Genomic DNA, 17,974 nt, shown 5'->3' with positions numbered 1-17,974 from the left:
CTGTTTGACAAACCGGTTTGCTCGAGGCGCGCGCCATCTTGGCAGGGAGTGCTGGCTGCCTGGTCGGCGCGTGCGTCTTGCGCTTCCCCATCGTCAGGCTGCAGCCAACCTGGCGCGGCCGTTTCCCGAGGAATGGCTTGAGGTTTGCCTGAATCGGCAGAGGATGGCCGGCCTTTTGCGCTAGAGTCGCGTCACAACCGCAGCCGGCATGGATCTTCGTGGTTGTCGTCTGGCCCGGGGGGCAGGGCGTTCCCTGTTCCGAGGTCAGTATTTTGCGACAACTTACCTGGCGTTTCCTTTTGCTCGCCCTGGTTTTTCTGGGGCTGAGCCGGCTCGGTCTTGCGCTGTGGCTGTGGCCGCGGGTGGAGCCGGCGGGCGGATTGTGGCTGGTGCTGCTGGGAGGGCTGCGCATCGATCTGAGCCTGCTGGCGATGATCTGTGCGCTGCCGGCCCTGCTGTCGCCGTGGCTGGGGCATCGGCCCTGGGCCGCGCGCATCACCGTGTGGTGGTACCGGCTGTGGTGGATGCTGTTCGTGCTGCTGGAGCTGTCCACGCCGCAGTTCATCCTGGAATACGACACCCGGCCCAATCGCCTGTACGTGGAGTACCTCAACAGTCCGCACGAGGTGTCGGCGATGTTGTGGCATGGCTACAAGGGCGTGCTGCTGTTCGCCCTGGTGGGCCTGCTGCTGCTCGGCTGGGTCGGCTTTCGTGTGTTGCGCACGCAACTGGCCGATGCGCGCCTGCGCCTGCGCTGGCGGCCGTTGCTGACCGTGATGATGTTTCCGCTGCTGTTCCTGGCCGGGCGCGGCACGCTGGAGCATCGCCCGCTGAATGCGTCGATGGTGGCGTTCAGCGATGACGCGATGGTCAACACGCTGCCGCTGAATTCGCTGTACAGCGTGATCAATGCGATCCGCGGCATGCACAACGAGCGTTCGTCGGCGACTCTGTACGGGCCGATGCCCGAAGCGGAAATGCAGCAGCTGGTGCGCGAGGCGTCGGGGTTCGAGGGACCGATGCTCGATCCGCAGCATCCCAGCTGGCATGTGCAGCACGCCTCGAAGCGGCCGGCCGAGCCGCTCAACCTGGTCATCATCGTCGAGGAAAGCCTGGGGGCGCAGTACATCGGCACGCTGGGCGGCGAGCAGCTGTCGCCGCAGTTCGATGCGCTGGCGAAGGATGGCTGGCTGCTGGCGCGGACCTACGCCACCGGCACGCGCTCGGTGCGCGGGCTGGAGGCGATCACCACCGGTTTCCTGCCCACGCCGGCCGAAGCCGTGCTGAAGCAGCCGCGCAGCCAGCGCGGCTTCTTCACCCTGGCCGGCCTGCTCGGCGAGTTCGGCTACCACTCGCGCTTCATCTACGGCGGCGAGGCGCACTTCGACAACATGAAGTCGTTCTTCCTGGGCAACGGTTTCGACGAAGTGATCGACCAGCCGAAGTTCGAGGTGAAGCCCGCCTTCGTGGGCTCGTGGGGCGCGTCCGACGAGGACATGTTCAACGAGCTGCACCATCGCCTGATGCAGGGCGGCACGCAGCCGCAGTTCACGCTGGCCTTCAGCGTCTCCAACCACACGCCGTGGGAATACCCGAGCGGACGGATCGAGGCGAGCGAGCCGGCGGCGAGCGTGCAGAACACGGTGCGCTACGCCGATTGGGCGATCGGCCGGTTCTTTGCGAAGGCGAAGCTGTCGCCGTACTGGAAGAACACCGTGTTCCTGATCGTGGCCGACCACGATTCGCGAGTGTTCGGCGCCAGCCTGGTGCCGGTGCGGCACTTCCACATTCCCGCGCTGATCCTGGGTGCGGGCGTGCCGGCCCAGCGTGACGAACACCTCGTCAGCCAGATCGACCTGGCGCCCACCCTGCTGTCGCTGATCGGCATCAGCAGCGTCCAGCCGATGCTCGGTGCCGATCTCACCGTGCATTACCCGGGCCGCGCCATCATGCAGTACGGCGATAACTACGGTTATCTGAAAGGTGACCAGTTGCTGGTGCTGCAGCCCGGCCAGCCCGCGGCGCAGTTCCGCTATGACGTGGCCGACCATCAGCTGGCGCCGGTGGCGGTCGATCCGGCGCTGTCGCGACTGGCGCTGGCCCACGCGTTGTGGCCCAGCTGGGCCTACTTCAACCAGCGTTATGGCTTGCCGCCGAAATCCCTCCAGCCCGCGCCTGCTCCGCCAGCAACGGTGCTGAAGCCGATGGAGCCGGACAAGTGCTGCGCCACGCGCCAGCTGTAAAAGAGAAACCCGGCGCAAGGCCGGGTTTCTGTCTATACCCAGGGCGCTGGCGATCAACGCAGCAGCGAGCGCAGCATCCACGCGGTCTTTTCGTGCGCCTGCAGGCGGCCGGTGACCATGTCGGCGGTGCCGTCATCGCCGGCGGCGTTGGCGGCCTTGAGCGTATCGCGGGCGGTGGCGGCGGCGATCTCGTGGCCTTCGACCAGCTGGTTCACCATCTCCTTCCATTCCGGCACGCCCGATTCTTCCTTGATCGAGCTGAGCTTGCCGAACTGGCTGTACGAACCCGGGGCGAACACGTCCAGCGTGCGGATGCGCTCGGCCACTTCGTCGGCGGCCAGCCACAGCTCGTTGTACTGGGTCTCGAACATCAGGTGCAGGCTGTTGAACTGCGGACCGGTGACGTTCCAGTGGAAACTGTGCGTCTTCAGGTACAGCGAATAGGTGTCGGCCAGCAGCTTGGACAGATGCTTGGCGACCGCTTCGCGGTCCTTCTTGGCAATGCCGATGGAAATGGCCATGTGCTGCTGCTCCTTGACGGGTGGGTGAATGCAATGGGTCCACAGTAGCGGGTGCCAGCCCGCCGGTGAAATGAAACCTTCGTATGCCTGCGATAGCTGGTGGCTATCGGGTTGACCCGCGTCCAACAGGTATCATGCGCGGTTCGATGAATGACCATCCGCCACCACCGCCTGATTCCGCCGCCGTCGGCCTGCGCGACCTGCGCCGCCAACTGGATGGCGTGTCCAGCCGCGACTTCGGTCGCCTGCTGGGGCGTTGGCGCACGCTGTCGCGCCGGCCCGACGAAGGCAAGCTGGAGGCGCTGCGCGCCGATATCCAGCGTTCCGCGGCCAAACGCCGCGCCCGCGCCGCGGCCAAGCCCGAGATCCGGCTGGACGATGCGCTGCCGATCAGCGCCCGCGGCGAGGACATCGTCAAGCTGATCCGCGACCACCAGGTGGTGGTGATCGCCGGCGAGACCGGTTCGGGCAAGACCACCCAGCTGCCGAAACTCTGCCTGGCCGCCGGTCGCGGCGAGGCCGGCATGATCGGCTGCACCCAGCCGCGCCGGCTGGCCGCCCGCTCGGTGGCACGTCGCGTGGCCGAGGAGCTGGGCACGCCGCTGGGCGAGGTGGTGGGTTTCCAGGTGCGCTTCAACGACCAGGTGTCCGAGCGCAGCCTGGTGAAGTTCATGACCGACGGCATCCTGCTTGCCGAAACCCAGGGCGATCCGTGGCTCAGTGCGTACGACACGCTGATCATCGACGAGGCGCACGAGCGCAGCCTCAACATCGACTTCCTGCTGGGCTACCTGAAGCGGCTGGCGGTCAGGCGGCCGGATCTGAAGATCATCGTCACCTCGGCCACGATCGACACCGCGCGCTTCGCCGAGCACTTCGGCGGCGCGCCGGTGGTCGAGGTGGAAGGGCGCGCGTATCCGGTGGAAACGCGCTGGCGGCCGGCGGAGGCCGTGGCCAAAAACATGCAGCAGGGCAGCACCGAACACATCGCTGCCGTGGTCGACGAAATCAGCCACGACGATCCGCGCGGCGACGTGCTGGTGTTCCTGCCCGGCGAGCGCGAGATCCGCGACGCGCACCAGCTGCTGTCACGCCGGCAATATCGTGAAACCGAGATCCTGCCGCTGTACGCACGGCTCTCCGCCGGCGACCAGGACCGCGTGTTCAAGCCCGGCGTGAAACGCCGCGTGGTGCTGGCCACCAACGTGGCCGAGACCTCGCTCACCGTGCCGCGCATCCGCTACGTGGTCGACACCGGCACCGCGAGGGTCAAGCGCTACAGCCAGCGCAGCCAGCTCGAACGGCTGCATGTGGAGCCGGTCTCGCAGGCGGCGGCCGACCAGCGCAAGGGCCGCTGCGGCCGCGTGGGGCCGGGCGTCTGCTACCGCCTGTACGACGAGGCGGACTTTGCCAGCCGCGCCGCATTCACCGATCCCGAACTGCTGCGCTCGTCGCTGGCCAACGTGATCCTGCGCATGCTGGCGCTGAAACTGGGCGAGGTCGACGACTTCCCGTTCCTGGAGGCACCCGACCCGCGCGTGATCGCCGACGGCTTCCGCCGGCTCACCGAGATTTCCGCGATCGACGAGGCGCGCAAGCTCACCGCGATCGGCCGCACCCTGGCACGCCTGCCGATCGACGTGCAACTGGCGCGCATGCTGGTCGAGGGTGAGCAACTGCACGCCCTGCGCGAACTGCTCGTCATCGTCAGCTTCCTCAGCATCCAGGACCCGCGCGAGCGGCCCGGCGAGGCACGACAGCAGGCCGATACGGCGCATGCCGTGTTCGCCGATCCGAAGTCCGACTTCGCCGGCGTGCTGAACCTGTGGCGCGCCTACCACGACGCGCACGAGGAACTGACCCAGTCGAAGCTGCGCGACTGGTGCTCGCGGCACTTCCTCAGCTTCATGCGCATGCGCGAATGGCGCGAGCTGCATCGGCAGTTGCTGCTGGTGGTGGGGGAGCTGGGCTGGAAGCTGGAAGGACAGCCGCAAGCCGCACGCTCTGCTCCTCCCCCTGCTGGCAGGGGGAGGTCGGGAGGGGGTAGAGCTCTTGACGTTGCTGCACAAAGTCAAGAGCGGACCCCACCCCAACCCTCCCCTGCGACCGAAGGAAGTCCCGTTGGGGCGAGCAGGGGAGGGAGCGAAGCCGGCGACTCCGCCGATCGTCTTTACGAATCCGTGCATCGCTCACTGCTGGCAGGCCTGCCCACCCAGGTCGGCCGCAAGGACGAAAAGGGCATCTACCAGAGCACCCGCGAGCGCAAGTTCCAGGCCTTCCCCGGTTCGGCCTTGTCGAAGGCGCCGCCGAACTGGATCTTCTCCGCGCAGATCCTCGACGTGGGCGGGCGCGTGTGGGGCATGGCGAACGCGCGGGTGGAACCGCTGTGGATCGAGCAGCAGGCGGCGCATCTGCTGCGCACGAGTTGTCGCGAGGCGCACTGGTCGAAGAAGCGCGGCTGCGTGGTGGCGTACGAGCAGGTCAGCCTGTTCGGCCTGGTGCTGGTGGAGAAGCGACCGGTCACGTTCCAGCAGCAGGACCCGGCGCTGGCGCATGCGATCTTCCTGCGCGAGGCGCTGGTACGCGGCGACATCGACACCAAGGCGGATTTCGTGCGCGCCAACCAGCGTGTGCTGGAAGAAGCGCTGGGCATCGAGGCGAAGCAGCGCCGCGAAGGGCTGATCCGCCACGAAGACGAGCTGGTCGCGTTCTTCGAGGGCAAGTTGCCCGAGGACATCGCCAGCAGTCGTGCGCTGGATGCGTGGTATCGCAAGGCGCGTCCCGCCGAGCAGGCCGCGCTGCGCTGGTCGCTGGACGACGTGATGGCCGGCGGCGCGGGGCTGGATGTAAAGGCGTTTCCGGTCGCGCTGGATATCCCGCCGCAGAAGTACAAGCTGGAATACCGCTTCGTCCCCGGCGACGAGGCCGACGGCGTGACCCTGCAGCTGCCGCTGGCGATGTTGAACGCGCTGCCCGCCGCGCGTTGCCAGTGGCTGGTGCCCGGCCTGCTCGCCGACAAGGTGGCCGAGCTGATCCGCGGCTTGCCCAAGGCGCTGCGCCGCAACTTCGTGCCCGCGCCGGATTTCGCGCGCGCCTTCGTCGAGGCGGAATCGCCCCGCGAGGAGTCGCTGGCCAAGGTGCTGGCCGCGTTCCTGAAACGCACCACCGGCGTGGACATCGGCGCCGGCGAGTTTGCCGGCATCGAACTGTCGCCGCACTTCCTGATGCGTTATCGCCTGCACGACGAACGCGGCAGGACACTGGCCAGCGGCCGCGACCTGGCCGCGCTGCGCGGGCAGTGGGAAGGTCAGGCGCGCGAGGCGTTCTCGCGCAAGACCGACATCGAGCTGACCCGCGAAGACGTGGCCAGCTGGGACTTTGAGGCGATCCCGGCGCAGGTGCGTTCCGATGGCGGGCTCACCGCGTTCCCGGCCCTGGTCGACCTGGGCGAGACGGTGGCGCTGCGCGTGTTCGAGCGCAGCGACGAGGCCCGCGCCGCCCATCGGCAGGGCGTGGTGCGGCTGTTGCGCAACGCGCTGGCCAGCGAGGCGAAGCAGGCGCGCCGACGCCTGCCGATCGGCAATGCGCTGGCGCTGAAATACGCGCCGCTCGGTGGCGTCGACGGCCTGCGCGAGGACCTGCTCGAAGGCGGTTTCCAGGATCTGCTGGAACGCCATGAGCTGGACGCGCGCACCGCCGGTGCGTTCGAGGCACTGCGCACGCAGTTCTCGCGCGAGCTGTTCGGCGCCGGCGTCGAACGGCTGAAACTGGCCGAGCCGATCATCGAGGCCCAGGCCGAGATGAAGCCGTGGCTGGCGCCGCCGCTGCTGGGTTTCGCCCGCGCCAGCTACGACGACCTGGGTGAACAGTTCGACGCGCTGCTGACGCCGGGCTTCCTGCGCGAGTTGCCGACCGCGCGGCTGGCGCACTACCCGCGCTACCTCAAGGCGATGCGCCTGCGTGGCGAACGCCTGCGCCAAGACCCGGCGAAGGACCAGCAACGCATGCTGCAGGTGCTGCCGTACTGGCGCGCCTGGCTGCAGCATCGCGCCGCCGGGGGAGATCCGGCCGACCTGGCCGAACTGCGCTGGCTGATCGAGGAATGGCGCGTGTCGCTGTTCGCCCAGGAGCTGAAGACCGCCGAGCCGGTCTCGGCCAAGCGGCTGGCGAAGGCGCTGGCGGCGCTGGGCTGATTCCCCCGCGCGGCATTGGGTCGCCGGTCAGTGAACGGCCCGACCCTGCAGTTAAGATGAAGCATCCAGCGGATACCCGAAGATCATGCCTCCCATCGCCAACACCGGCAGCCTGCAGTCCTGGCGCGAGCGCGTCGGCACGCTGCCGCCGGTGCTGGGCGAGGCGCTCGACGCCTGTGTCTCGCGCAAGCTGCATGAAGCCGAGTGCACCGACGTGCTGGATCTGCTGGGCATGCTCGGCTGCGACGCGCAGACCCAGGCTGCCGCGTTGTGGTTCGAACTGGCGCGCGCCGATCCGGCGCTGTGGCAGGAGCGTCGCGCGAAACTGCCGGCGGAACTGCAGCGGCTGGTGGACGGGCAGCAGGCGGCCGAACAGGTGTGGGCGCTGCACGCGCAGCGGCCGCCGCAAGGTGCCGCCGAAGGCTTGCGCCGCCTGCTGCTAGCGATCGTGCGCGACCTGCGCGTGGTGTTCGTGCTGCTGGCGCGCCAGCTGGCGCGCATGCGGGCGGCGGCGAACCTGGCCGACGACGAGCGCCAGGCGCTGGCACGGCTGACCCGCGACATCCACGCGCCGCTGGCGAACCGGCTCGGCATCTGGCAGCTGAAATGGGAGCTGGAGGACCTCGCCTTCCGCTACCTGCAGCCCGACACTTATCGCCGCATCGCCAGGTTGCTCGACGAGCGCCGCGCCGATCGCGAGGCGTTCATCCGCGAATCGCTGGGCGAACTGCAGCGGGCGCTGGCCGCCGCCGACATCCGCGCCGACCTGGCCGGCCGGCCGAAGCACATCTATTCGATCTGGAAGAAGATGCAGCGCAAGTCGCTGGACTTCTCCGACCTGTACGACATCCGCGCCGTGCGCATCCTGGTCGACAACATCACCGACTGCTACGCCGCGCTGGGCGTGGTGCACGGGCGCTGGCCGCATCTGCCGAACGAGTTCGACGACTACATCGCGCGGCCCAAGGCGAACGGCTACCAGTCACTGCACACCGCGGTGATCGGTCCGGCCGGCAAGACCCTGGAAGTGCAGATCCGCACCCACGAGATGCATCGCGCCAACGAGCTGGGCGTGGCGGCGCACTGGCGCTACAAGGAAGGCGGCAGCGGCGATGCCGAGTTCGAGGCGAAGATCGCCTGGATGCGCAAGCTGCTGGAACCGCGCGGCGACGACGACAGCACGCTGGCCGCCGACCTGCATACCGAGCTGCTGGAAGACCGCGTCTACCTGCTGACGCCCAAGGGCGAGGTGTTCGACCTGGCCCGCGGCGCCACCGTGCTGGACTTTGCCTACCTGGTGCACACCGAAGTCGGCCATCGCTGTCGCGGTGCCAAGGTCAACGGCCGCATCGTGCCGCTGACCTTCCAGCCGCAGAGCGGCGACCGGGTGGAGATCCTCACCGGCAAGGTGGCCGATCCCAGCCGCGACTGGCTGTCGCCCCATCACGGCTACCTCAACACCTCGCGGGCCAGGGACAAGCTGCGCAACTGGTTCCGCAGGATCGCCCACGACACCAACCTCGCGGTCGGCCGCAGCATGTTCGAGCGCGAGCTGCGGCGCCTGGCGCTGACCAGTGCCGACGTGGGCAAGCTGCCGGCGCATTTCCACCTGAAGAATCAGGACGAGTTGCTGATCGCACTGGCGCTGGGCGAGATCACGCCCGGCCAGATCGCCCGCGTGGTGCAGGAAGCGGCGCAACCGGCGCAGCCGGCGGTGACGCAATCGAGCACGCCGGTCGCCTCGCGCCACAGCACGCTCGACCACAGCGCACTCAGCATCGAGGGCATCGGCAACCTGCTGACCACGCTGGCGCGCTGCTGCCAGCCGCTGCCGGGCGATCCGGTGCGCGGCTTCATCACCCGGGGTCGCGGCGTGTCGGTGCATCGCGCCGACTGCGCCAGCCTGGCGCGGCTGGCCCGGCGCGATCCGGACCGGGTGATCGAGGTGAGCTGGGGCAGTGCGGCGGCGCAGGCCTACGAGGTCGACATCGAATTGCGCGGCTACGATCGCAAGGGCCTGCAGAAGGACGTCACCAGCGTGATCAGCAACGCGGCCACCCACATCATCGCCTCGTCCAGCCGGCAGTTCGTGCGCACCGGCGAGGTCGAAATGCGCTTCACCCTGCGCGTGCGCGACTTCGAACAGCTGTCGGCCCTGCTCGGCAAGCTGCTGGCGCTGCCCAACGTGATCGACGTGCGCCGCGTCGGCGTCGGCTGAATGCCCACGCAATGCCTGCCCCCGTGCGGGGCAGGGGCTGCTGGCCCGATGGTAAGCTGAGCCGACATTTTCAAAGCCACGAACCATGAGCGGACGCCGCGACCAGCACGACGCACACCCCCCGATGCGCACCGAGCCCACCCTCGGCGATCTCGATCGGCTGGACGCGCCGCGCGCGCCGGTGTCGGATGGCCTGCCGCGGGTTGCGGTGGAAGCACGCCGGCCACATGGCCGGGCGTCCTCGTCGGCGCGACCGAAGACACGCCGCGGCTGGCTGGTGCCGGTCCTGCTGCTGGTGGTGATCGCCTTGCTGGCGGCGCTGTGGATCAACCAGAACCGCCTGCGCGGCATGGTGCCGCGCACCGACTTCAACACCTTGCTCACCCAGGCGCAGCAGGCCTTGCAGGATGGACGTCTGGACGGCCAGGACGGCAGCAGCGCCCGCGAGCTGTTCCAGGCCGCCGCGGCGCTGGAGCCGGACAACGATCGCGCCCGCGACGGCCTGCGCCAGGTGGGCCAGGCGATGCTGTCGCAGGCCGATGCCTCGCTGCAGGCGGGCAACCTGAGCCAGGCCGCACAGCAGGCCACGGTGGCCCGCGAACTGCTCGGTGGCGGCAGCGACATCGATCGGCTCGATCACGCGATCAGCAGCGCGCGTGCCGGACAGGTGCACGCGGTGGATCTGGTCGACCAGGCGCAGCAGGCCTTCGCCGCCGGCAAGCTGGCCGGGCCCGATGGTGCCGGCGCGCTGTATCGGCGCGTGCTGCAGGCCGACCCCGACAACGCGGTGGCCAGGCACGGGCTGGACCAGGTCGGCTACGCGCTGGCAGTCGATGCACGCCAGGCGCTGGATGCGAAGGACAACACGAAGGCCGATGCCAGCATCGAACAGCTCGCCGCACTGCAGCCGAACAACGGCGCGCTGCCGGCGCTGCGCGCGTTGCAGGCGCAGACACGCAAGCAGGACAACAGCGCACTGGCGGCGGAACTGAAGGCCGGCCAGGAGGCGCTGCGCGCCGGCCGCATCGTCGGCAGCGGCGACGACACCGCCCTGGTGCACTTCCAGGCCGTGCTCAAGCTGGACCCCGACAACGCCCAGGCCCACGCCGGCCTCGGCAACGTGGCGCAGGCGCTGACCGTGCAGGCGAGCGCGGCGGTCGATGCGGGCGACGACCTGCAGGCGGAAAAACTGCTGGACCAGGCCGCGCAGCTGGCGCCGAAATCGGCCGACCTGGCGGCGACGCGGGCACGCCTGGGCAGTGCGGCGGCCGCCGCCGTTCCCGATGCCGGCAAGACCACGCCCGCAGTCGCCCCGACCAGCGAGCCGGCGATGCCGGAAGCCGTGTTGACGCCGCAGCAGAGCGCGGCCGTGGCGCAACTGGTGCAGCGCGCCGAACAGGCGACCAGCCACGGCGACATCATGATGCCGCCCGGCGACAGCGCCTACGACCTCTACCGCAGCGCGCTGGCCATCGATGGCAACAACGAGGCGGCGGTGCGCGGATTGCAGGCCTTGCCCGGCAAGGTTCGCCAGCAGTTCGAGCAGGCGCTCGCCGCGGGCAAGCTGGGGCAGGCCAGCGACATGCTGGCCAACCTCGCCGAGCTGGCGCCGGGCGATGCGGCGCAGGGCGCCCTCGGCAACCGCCTCGCCGGTGCCTGGCTGGACCAGGCCGAACAGCAACTGGGTCGCGGCGACCGCATCGGCGCCGGTCAGTCGCTGCTGCGCGCACGCAAGCTGGCGCCGGCGAATCCGCGCGTGCAGGACCTGGACGCCCGTCTGCAGGGTGGCGGGTGAGTCGCCCATGACGGTTCTGGTGATCGGCGCCAGCAGCCAGATCGGCCGATTCCTGCTGCCACGACTGATCGCCAGTGGCGAGCCGGTGGTCGCCCTGAGCCGGCAGCCGCGTCCCGCATCCGCTGGCGTCACCTGGTTGCATGGCTGGCTGCCCGACCGGCCACCGAGCCTGCCGCCGCTGTCGGCGATCATCAGCTTCGGACCACTGACGGGCCTGGCCGACTGGCTGGCGCACGCCGACGTGGTCGACGCCCCGAGGGTGATTGCCACCAGTTCGATGAGCGCCGAGAGCAAGCGCGACTCGCTGGTATCCGGCGAGCGCGACGTCTCGCGCCAGTTGCGCGAAAGCGAGGCGCAACTGGCGGCTGCATGCGAGCGTCACGGCAGCGCGTGGACCGTGCTGCGTCCCACCCTGGTCTACGGCGCCGGGCTGGACAAGAGCCTCACTCCGCTGGCGCGCCGGGCGATGCGCCTGCGCGTCTTCCCGCTGCCTTGCGGCCGCGGCCTGCGCCAGCCGGTGCATGCGGAAGACATCGTCCAGGCCGCGCTGGCGGCGCTGGAATGTCCGGCATCGGCCGGGCGCGTGCTGCAGATCGGCGGCGGCGAACGTCTGTCCGCGACCGAGATGTTCGCGCGGGTGCGTCGCAGCCTGCCGGTCGCCACCATGCCCCTGCCGCTGCCCGCGTGGCTGCTGCGCGCGGGGAAGCTGGCGCTGCCACGCCTGCGCGGCGCGCTGGATCGACTGGACAGCGACCTGGTCGCCGACAACGGCGAACTGCAGCGCCTGCTTGGCGTCCACCCGCGATCGTTCCGCCCCGAGCCCGCGACGTGGCAACCGCTTCCGTAGCGCAGGCACGGCCGGCCCACGCGTGACCCTCGGCGCTCCCCGAATCCCCAATCGCCCGCATTTCGCCCCAAAACCGCCCGCCACGTTCATATGCCCGCCGGGTGGCAGGCCCTATCATCGAACCACTTGATTGCCGGAATTCCCCACGTTGGCCTTTCTGACCCGCATTCGCCTGTTCGCCCGACGCTGCTGGCCGTGGCTGCGCATCCCGTTCTGGATCGGCATGGGTTTGCTGGTGGGCTTCGTGCTGCCGTACACCCTGGTGTTGAACAAGCGTGTCCAGGATCGCTTCAACGAACTGGTGTTCGCGGTGCCGACCCGCGTCTACGCCCGTCCGCTGCCGCTGGCCGCCGGCGCGCCGATGACGTCTTCCGCGCTGGAGCTGGAGCTCACCTTCGCCGGCTACAGCCATGACGGCAAGGGCCAGGTGGCCGGCAGCTGGCAGAAGGAAGGCCTGCGCTACACGATTTCCTCGCGCGGCTACGCGGGCCCGGATGGCGGCGAACTGCCCAAGCGCATCCGCGTCAGCCTGGGTGGCGGCTCGATCAGGTCCGTGCAGGACGCGTCCAGCGGCAAGGCGATCGAGCTGGCCCACCTGGACCCGGCGCGCATCGCCACGCTGTATGGCGCCAGCCAGGAAGAACGCCGCTTCGTGCGCCTGGCCGACGTGCCGCCGCTGCTGGTCAGCGGCCTGCAGGCGGTCGAGGATCGCGACTTCAACCATCACATCGGCATCGACTTCAGCGCGATCGCGCGGGCGGCGTTCGCCAACCTGCGCGCCGGGCACACCGTGCAGGGCGGCTCCACGCTGACCCAGCAGCTGGTGCGCAACCTGTTCCTCAGCCGCGACCAGAACTTCACCCGCAAGATCAACGAAGCGCTGATGTCGCTGCTGCTGGAGGCGCATTACAGCAAGGGGCGGATTCTCGAGGCCTACGTCAACGACGTCTTCCTGGGCCAGCAGGGCAGCCAGGCCGTGCACGGCTTCGCGGCCGCGTCGGAGTTCTACTTCGGCCGGCGACTCGAGGACCTGCGCCCGCAGGAGATCGCCTTGCTGGTCGGCATGGTCAAGGGCCCGAGCTTCTACGATCCGCGCCGCTCGCCGCAGCGCGCGCTGACCCGCCGCAACCTGGTGCTGAGGGAATTCTTCGAGACCAACCTGATCACCGCGGCCCAGCTCAACGCGGCCCAGGCCGCGCCGCTGGACATCGTCAGCAACGGCCAGTTGCCGCACAACCGCTTCCCGGCCTTCATGGACCTGGTGCGCAAGCAGATCACCGCCGACTTCGACGAGGACGCGCTGCGCGAAGGCAACCTGTCGATCTTCACCACGCTCGATCCGGCGGCGCAGATCTACACCGAGCAGGCGATCACCAGCACGCTCAAGGGTCTGGGCAAGCGTGGCGACGGCGTGCAGGCGGCGGCGGTGGTGACCAATGCACACAGCGGCAGCGTGCTGGCCGTGGTCGGCAGCAAGATCCCCGGTGATCCGGGTTTCAACCGGGCACTCGATGCGCGCCGGCCGATCGGCTCGACGATCAAGCCCTTCGTCTACCTGGTGGCGCTGACCCAGCCCGAGCGCTGGAACCTGGCCAGCCTGGTGGACGACAGCCCGGTCAGCATGCGCCAGCCCGACGGCAGCCAGTGGACACCGCAGAACGACGACCACCGCAGCCACGACCCGCTGATCATGGTCGACGCGCTGGCGCACTCGTGGAACCTGGCCACGATCCACCTGGGCATGGACGTGGGCCTGCCGCGCATCCAGGCGTTCCTGAAGTCGTTCGGCATCGGCGACATCAATCCCAGCCCGTCGCTGCTGATCGGCGCGCTGGACCTGGCGCCGCTGCAACTGACCCAGCTCTACCAGTACCTCGCCGCCGACGGCCACGCGCTGCCGCTGGTGGCGGTGCGCGGCGTGCTCGACGGCAATGGCCGCACGATCAAGCGCTACCAGGTGCAGGGTGGCGCGGGCGAATACCAGGAAGCCGTGCGGCTGACCACCTGGGCGATGCAGCAGGTGGCCGAATACGGCACCGCCAGCGCGCTGGGCAATTCCGCGCTGGCTTCGCTGCATGCCGCGGGCAAGACCGGCACCAGCAACGACATGCGCGACAGCTGGTTCGCCGGCTTCACCGGCGAGCACCTGGCGGTGTTCTGGATGGGCCGCGACGACAACAAGCCGACTACCCTGTTCGGCGCCAGCGGCGGCCTGCGCGCGTGGCGCGACCTGTTCGCCAAGTTGCCCACGCGACCGCTGTCGGCGGCGCCCGGCACCGGCCTGGAGATGGCCTGGCTCAACCCCGCCACCGGCAAGCGCACCGAACCGCAATGCGAAGGGGCCCAGCAGGTGCCGGTGATCGCCGGCACCGTGTCGGCCGACACCGAAGGCTGCTTCTGGCAGAACCTGTTCGGCAGCGGCGACAACCCGCCGCGTGCCGACGCGCCTGTCGCGGCGCCTGCCATACCGAATGGAAACTGATCATGCTGTTCCGTGCCAGACATCTGCTGCTGCCCCTGCTTGCCGCCGGCCTGCTCGCCGGCTGCGGCATGTTCGCCACCACGCCACCGGCGCCGGCGCAGGCACCGCTGCCCAGCTACGACCAGGTCGCGGCGATCCGCGCGGCGGGCGCGCGGGAGAAGTCGATCATCGACGTCAATCCGCTGCGCGACCCCGGCGTCGGCGCGCTGCAGGACGCCGCGAAGCAGGATGAACAGACCGGCAAGTACGGCGATGCCGCCGGCAAGCTCGATCAGGCCCTGAAACTGAGTCCCGATTCGCCGGAACTGCTGCAGGAACGCGCCGAGGTGGCCGTGCGACTGAAGGATTTCGGCACCGCCGAGCGGCTTGCGCATCGCTCGTGGACCCTGGGTCCGCGGCTGGGCCCGCTGTGCGCACGCAACTGGCAGACCATCGTCGAGATGCGCCTGCAGGCCCGCGACCAGGCCGGTGCCGCCACCGCCCGCAAGTGGGTGGGGCAGTGCCACAAGGCCGGCGTGCCGCGGTACTGAGGCGGTACTGGGTCAGCCGACGAGGTGGTGACTCAGAACAGCGCCGTCAGCACCAGCACGATGCCGACGATGCTCACTGCCCAGACCACCGTGCGCAGGTAGGGGATGCCGGCGGCGTATACCGGCAGGTAGACCAGTCGGCTCCAGAAATACAGCTGGGCACCGAGCGCGATCGTGCCGTCGTGGCGCTGCAGCACCAGGGCGAGCAGCACGACCACCGCGAACAGCGGGAAGGTTTCCAGGAAGTTGTGGCTGGCGCGGCACAGCCGCGCGGGGATGCCGGTCAGCGCCTTCGGTTCACCGTCGCGGGCGCTGGCGGCCCAGCCCAGGCCGCGCTGGCTCACCGAGCCGGTGGCGGCCAGTGCGATCTGCACCAGGCCCAGCGCCACGCTCCACAACAGCATGCAAAGTTCGGTCGTCATGCGGCACATTTCCCGGTGGCGGTGCCCGCATGGTGAACGATTGTCGCGGGCGCGGCCAGTGACGCCGATGCGGCTCAGGCCACCTTCCGAAGTCGACCGGCCGGCAGCAGCTGTTGCACCCGTTCCAGCGGAATGCGGTCGCCGGCGTCACGGCCGTAGTACGCCTCGACGATGCGGCCGTGCTCGTCGATCACGAAGTCGGCCGGCATCAGGTTGCTGGTGTTGAGCCCGGCCAGGCCGACCAGACGCATGCCCCTCAGCAGGGTCGGCACGCGCGTCACGATCGCCTTCAGCTTGCGCCACAGCGAGCGCTCGATGCCGTAGATCTCGTGCGCGCGCGAGGTGGGGTCGGCGGCCAGCGGGAACGGCCGCGGCCGATGTCCGGCGAAGCGCAGCACGTCCGCCTGCGAGGCGCTGAATACCGCCACGATGTCCAGTCCGCGCGCGGCCAGCGCCGCGTGTTCGCTGGTCAGTTCGTAGATGCGGAAGTTGCAGAACGGGCAGGCCGCGTCGCGGAAAAACGAGAGCAGGGTCAGTCGCCCCGCGCGATGGATTGCGATCGGACGGCCGTGGATGTCGACCAGGTCAAGCGCGGGTGCGGCGGCGGGTGCGAACAGTCTCACGAGGATTCTCCCTGGGTTCGGTGTCAGGCAAGTTGATGCAGCGGAGCGCGCCAAGGTTCCGCCCAGGGTTTTGTGGCGCGTGGCCGCTCCGCCATACTTGCCGGATGACTGCCCTCGACGACACCGAGTCCGACGACATCGACGCCCTGCTCGGTGCCGAGGGCCCGTTCGCCCGCGAGCTGCCGAACTTCGCGCCGCGGCTGGCCCAGCAGGTGATGGCGCGTGCCGTGCAGCAGGCGATCGCGGGGCGCGACACGCTGGTCGCCGAGGCCGGCACCGGCACCGGCAAGACCTACGCCTACCTGGTGCCGGCGCTGCTGTCGGGCGAGCGGGTGATCATCTCCACCGGCACCAAGGCGCTGCAGGACCAGCTGTATTTCCGCGACCTGCCGAAGGTGCGCTCGGTGCTGGACGCACGGCTGAAGACGGCCTTGCTGAAAGGCCGCGCGAATTACCTGTGCCTGTACCGGCTCGACCAGACCGTGCGCGAGGGCGCCACCTTCGAACGCGCCCAGGCCGCCCAGCTCGCCACGATCCGGGCCTGGTCCGCACGCACCCGTCGTGGCGATCGCATGGAACTGGCCGAGGTGCCGGAGGAATCGCCGCTGTGGCCACGGGTGACCTCGACCTCGGAGAACTGCCTGGGCGTGGAGTGCCCGTTCTACGAGGACTGCCACGTGTTCAAGGCACGCCGCGAGGCGATGGAGGCGGACGTGGTGGTGGTCAACCATCACCTGCTGTTTGCCGACCTCGCGCTGAAGCAGGAGGGCTTCGGCGAGATCCTGCCCGGCGCGGCGGCCTTCATCCTCGACGAGGCGCACCAGATTCCCGAACTGGCCGGCCAGTTCTTCTCGCAAAGCCTCAGCGCGCGCCAGCTCACCGACATGGCGCAGGACGCGCTGACCGAATGCAGCGGCGTCACCGGTGCGATCGGCCTGCTGCTGGAACCGGTCGAGGCGCTGCAGGACGCGCTGCGCAAGCTGCGCCTCGCGATGGACCCGCTGCCCTCGCGTGGCGCCTTCGCGCTGCTGGAGGATCGCGCCGACGTGCGCACCGCGCTGCATGACCTGGGCGAACTGCTGGCCACGCTGGCCGAGCTGCTGTCGTCGCAGGCCGAGCGCTCGCGCGGCTTCGCCAACCTGCACGAGCGCGCCGCGCTGTTCAGCGAGCGGCTGGAGCGCATCGTCGAACGGCACGGCGACCAGGACGTGCGCTGGTATGAAACCTTCCCGCGCGGCTTTGCGCTGTATGCCACGCCGCTGGACCTGGCCGCGCCGATGTGCAGCCTGCGCGAGCGCACCCAGGCGGCGTGGATACACACCTCGGCCACCTTGTCGGTGGCCGGCAACTTCGACCATTTCGCACGCCAGCTCGGCCTGGACGAGCCGCAGACGCTGAGCCTGGAAAGCCCGTTCGACTACGCGCACCAGGCGCTGTGCTACCTGCCGTCGGGCTTGCCCGATCCCAATGCGCGCGACTACACCGAGCAGGTGATCGACGCCGTGCTGCCGGTGCTGCACGCATCGAATGGCCGGGCCTTCCTGCTGTTCACCTCGCACCGCGCGCTGCGCCGCGCCGCCGAGTTGCTGCAGGACAAGGTGCCGTGGCCGCTGTTCGTGCAGGGCACCGCGCCGCGTCCCCGACTGCTGGAGGAATTCCGCGCCAGCGGCCACGGCGTGCTGCTGGGCGCGGCCAGTTTCTGGGAAGGCGTCGACGTGGTCGGCGAGGCGCTCAGCGTGGTGGTGATCGACAAGCTGCCGTTCGCCGCGCCCGACGATCCGGTGCTGATGGCGCGGCTCGCCGCGCTCGAACAATCCGGCATCAACCCGTTCATGGGCTGGCAGGTGCCCAGCGCGGTGATCGCGCTGAAGCAGGGCGCCGGCCGCCTGATCCGCGACGTGCATGACCGCGGCGTGCTGGTGCTGTGCGACCCGCGCCTGACCGGCAAGGGCTACGGCAAGCTGTTCCTCGCCAGCGTGCCGCCGATGCCGCGCACCCGCGAGCTGGCGGACGTGCAGGCGTTCTTCGCTGACCTGCCCGACGCGGCGGCCGCGTCATTCGGCACAAGCGGTTCGCCCCGAGCGTAGCGCAGCGAAGTCG

At 69.5% G+C, this 17,974-nt stretch carries 11 protein-coding genes; 8 read left to right on the top strand and 3 right to left on the bottom strand.

The features are described from left to right. Nucleotides 1-299: 299 nt before the first annotated feature. A complete protein-coding gene (locus I6J77_RS13300; protein ID WP_204109356.1) occupies nucleotides 300-2,243 on the top strand; it encodes an LTA synthase family protein in 1,944 nt (647 codons plus the stop codon). Between the two features lie 53 nt (nucleotides 2,244-2,296). Here the strand turns inward: I6J77_RS13300 and I6J77_RS13295 are convergent, their stop codons facing one another. Then, on the bottom strand, nucleotides 2,297-2,764 hold the full coding sequence (locus tag I6J77_RS13295; RefSeq protein ID WP_056716181.1) for a Dps family protein: 468 nt from the start codon (nucleotides 2,762-2,764) through the stop codon (nucleotides 2,297-2,299). Nucleotides 2,765-2,910: 146 nt separating this feature from the next. Between I6J77_RS13295 and hrpA the strand changes: the two genes are divergently transcribed. From hrpA to I6J77_RS13265, 6 genes are all read left to right on the top strand, one after another. Beyond that, on the top strand, nucleotides 2,911-6,957 hold the full coding sequence (hrpA, locus tag I6J77_RS13290) for an ATP-dependent RNA helicase HrpA (protein ID WP_204109355.1): 4,047 nt from the start codon (nucleotides 2,911-2,913) through the stop codon (nucleotides 6,955-6,957). Nucleotides 6,958-7,042: 85 nt separating this feature from the next. After that, nucleotides 7,043-9,175, top strand: a complete 2,133-nt coding sequence (locus I6J77_RS13285) for a bifunctional (p)ppGpp synthetase/guanosine-3',5'-bis(diphosphate) 3'-pyrophosphohydrolase (RefSeq protein WP_204109354.1) — start codon at nucleotides 7,043-7,045, stop codon at nucleotides 9,173-9,175. An 85-nt stretch (nucleotides 9,176-9,260) separates the two neighbouring features. Then, complete coding sequence (locus I6J77_RS13280; protein WP_204109353.1) at nucleotides 9,261-10,970, top strand: hypothetical protein; 1,710 nt, start codon at nucleotides 9,261-9,263, stop codon at nucleotides 10,968-10,970. A gap of 7 nt (nucleotides 10,971-10,977) precedes the next feature. After that, the gene (locus tag I6J77_RS13275) at nucleotides 10,978-11,817 is read left to right on the top strand and encodes an SDR family oxidoreductase (protein ID WP_204109352.1); all 840 of its coding nucleotides are present in this window, start codon (nucleotides 10,978-10,980) and stop codon (nucleotides 11,815-11,817) included. Nucleotides 11,818-11,965: 148 nt separating this feature from the next. Continuing rightward, nucleotides 11,966-14,299, top strand: coding sequence for a penicillin-binding protein 1B (gene mrcB / locus I6J77_RS13270; RefSeq protein ID WP_204109351.1), 2,334 nt, complete (start codon nucleotides 11,966-11,968; stop codon nucleotides 14,297-14,299). A gap of 2 nt (nucleotides 14,300-14,301) precedes the next feature. Then, on the top strand, nucleotides 14,302-14,829 hold the full coding sequence (locus I6J77_RS13265; RefSeq protein ID WP_204109350.1) for a M48 family metallopeptidase: 528 nt from the start codon (nucleotides 14,302-14,304) through the stop codon (nucleotides 14,827-14,829). Nucleotides 14,830-14,861: 32 nt separating this feature from the next. Here I6J77_RS13265 and I6J77_RS13260 read toward each other — a convergent pair whose 3' ends face one another. Further along, entirely contained in the window at nucleotides 14,862-15,251 is a 390-nt protein-coding gene (locus tag I6J77_RS13260; protein WP_056714720.1) for an MAPEG family protein, read from the bottom strand. Between the two features lie 74 nt (nucleotides 15,252-15,325). Then, entirely contained in the window at nucleotides 15,326-15,874 is a 549-nt protein-coding gene (locus I6J77_RS13255) for a redoxin domain-containing protein (RefSeq protein ID WP_056767265.1), read from the bottom strand. Nucleotides 15,875-15,978: 104 nt separating this feature from the next. On the opposite strand from I6J77_RS13255, the gene I6J77_RS13250 reads away from it, so the two are divergent. Next, nucleotides 15,979-17,961, top strand: coding sequence for an ATP-dependent DNA helicase (locus I6J77_RS13250; RefSeq protein ID WP_204109349.1), 1,983 nt, complete (start codon nucleotides 15,979-15,981; stop codon nucleotides 17,959-17,961). The last annotated feature ends 13 nt before the right edge of the window (nucleotides 17,962-17,974 follow it).

It is taken from the genome of Rhodanobacter sp. FDAARGOS 1247, from assembly GCF_016889805.1.
Classification (GTDB): Bacteria; Pseudomonadota; Gammaproteobacteria; order Xanthomonadales; family Rhodanobacteraceae; genus Rhodanobacter.
This window is presented reverse-complemented; position numbering and strand designations above follow the sequence as displayed.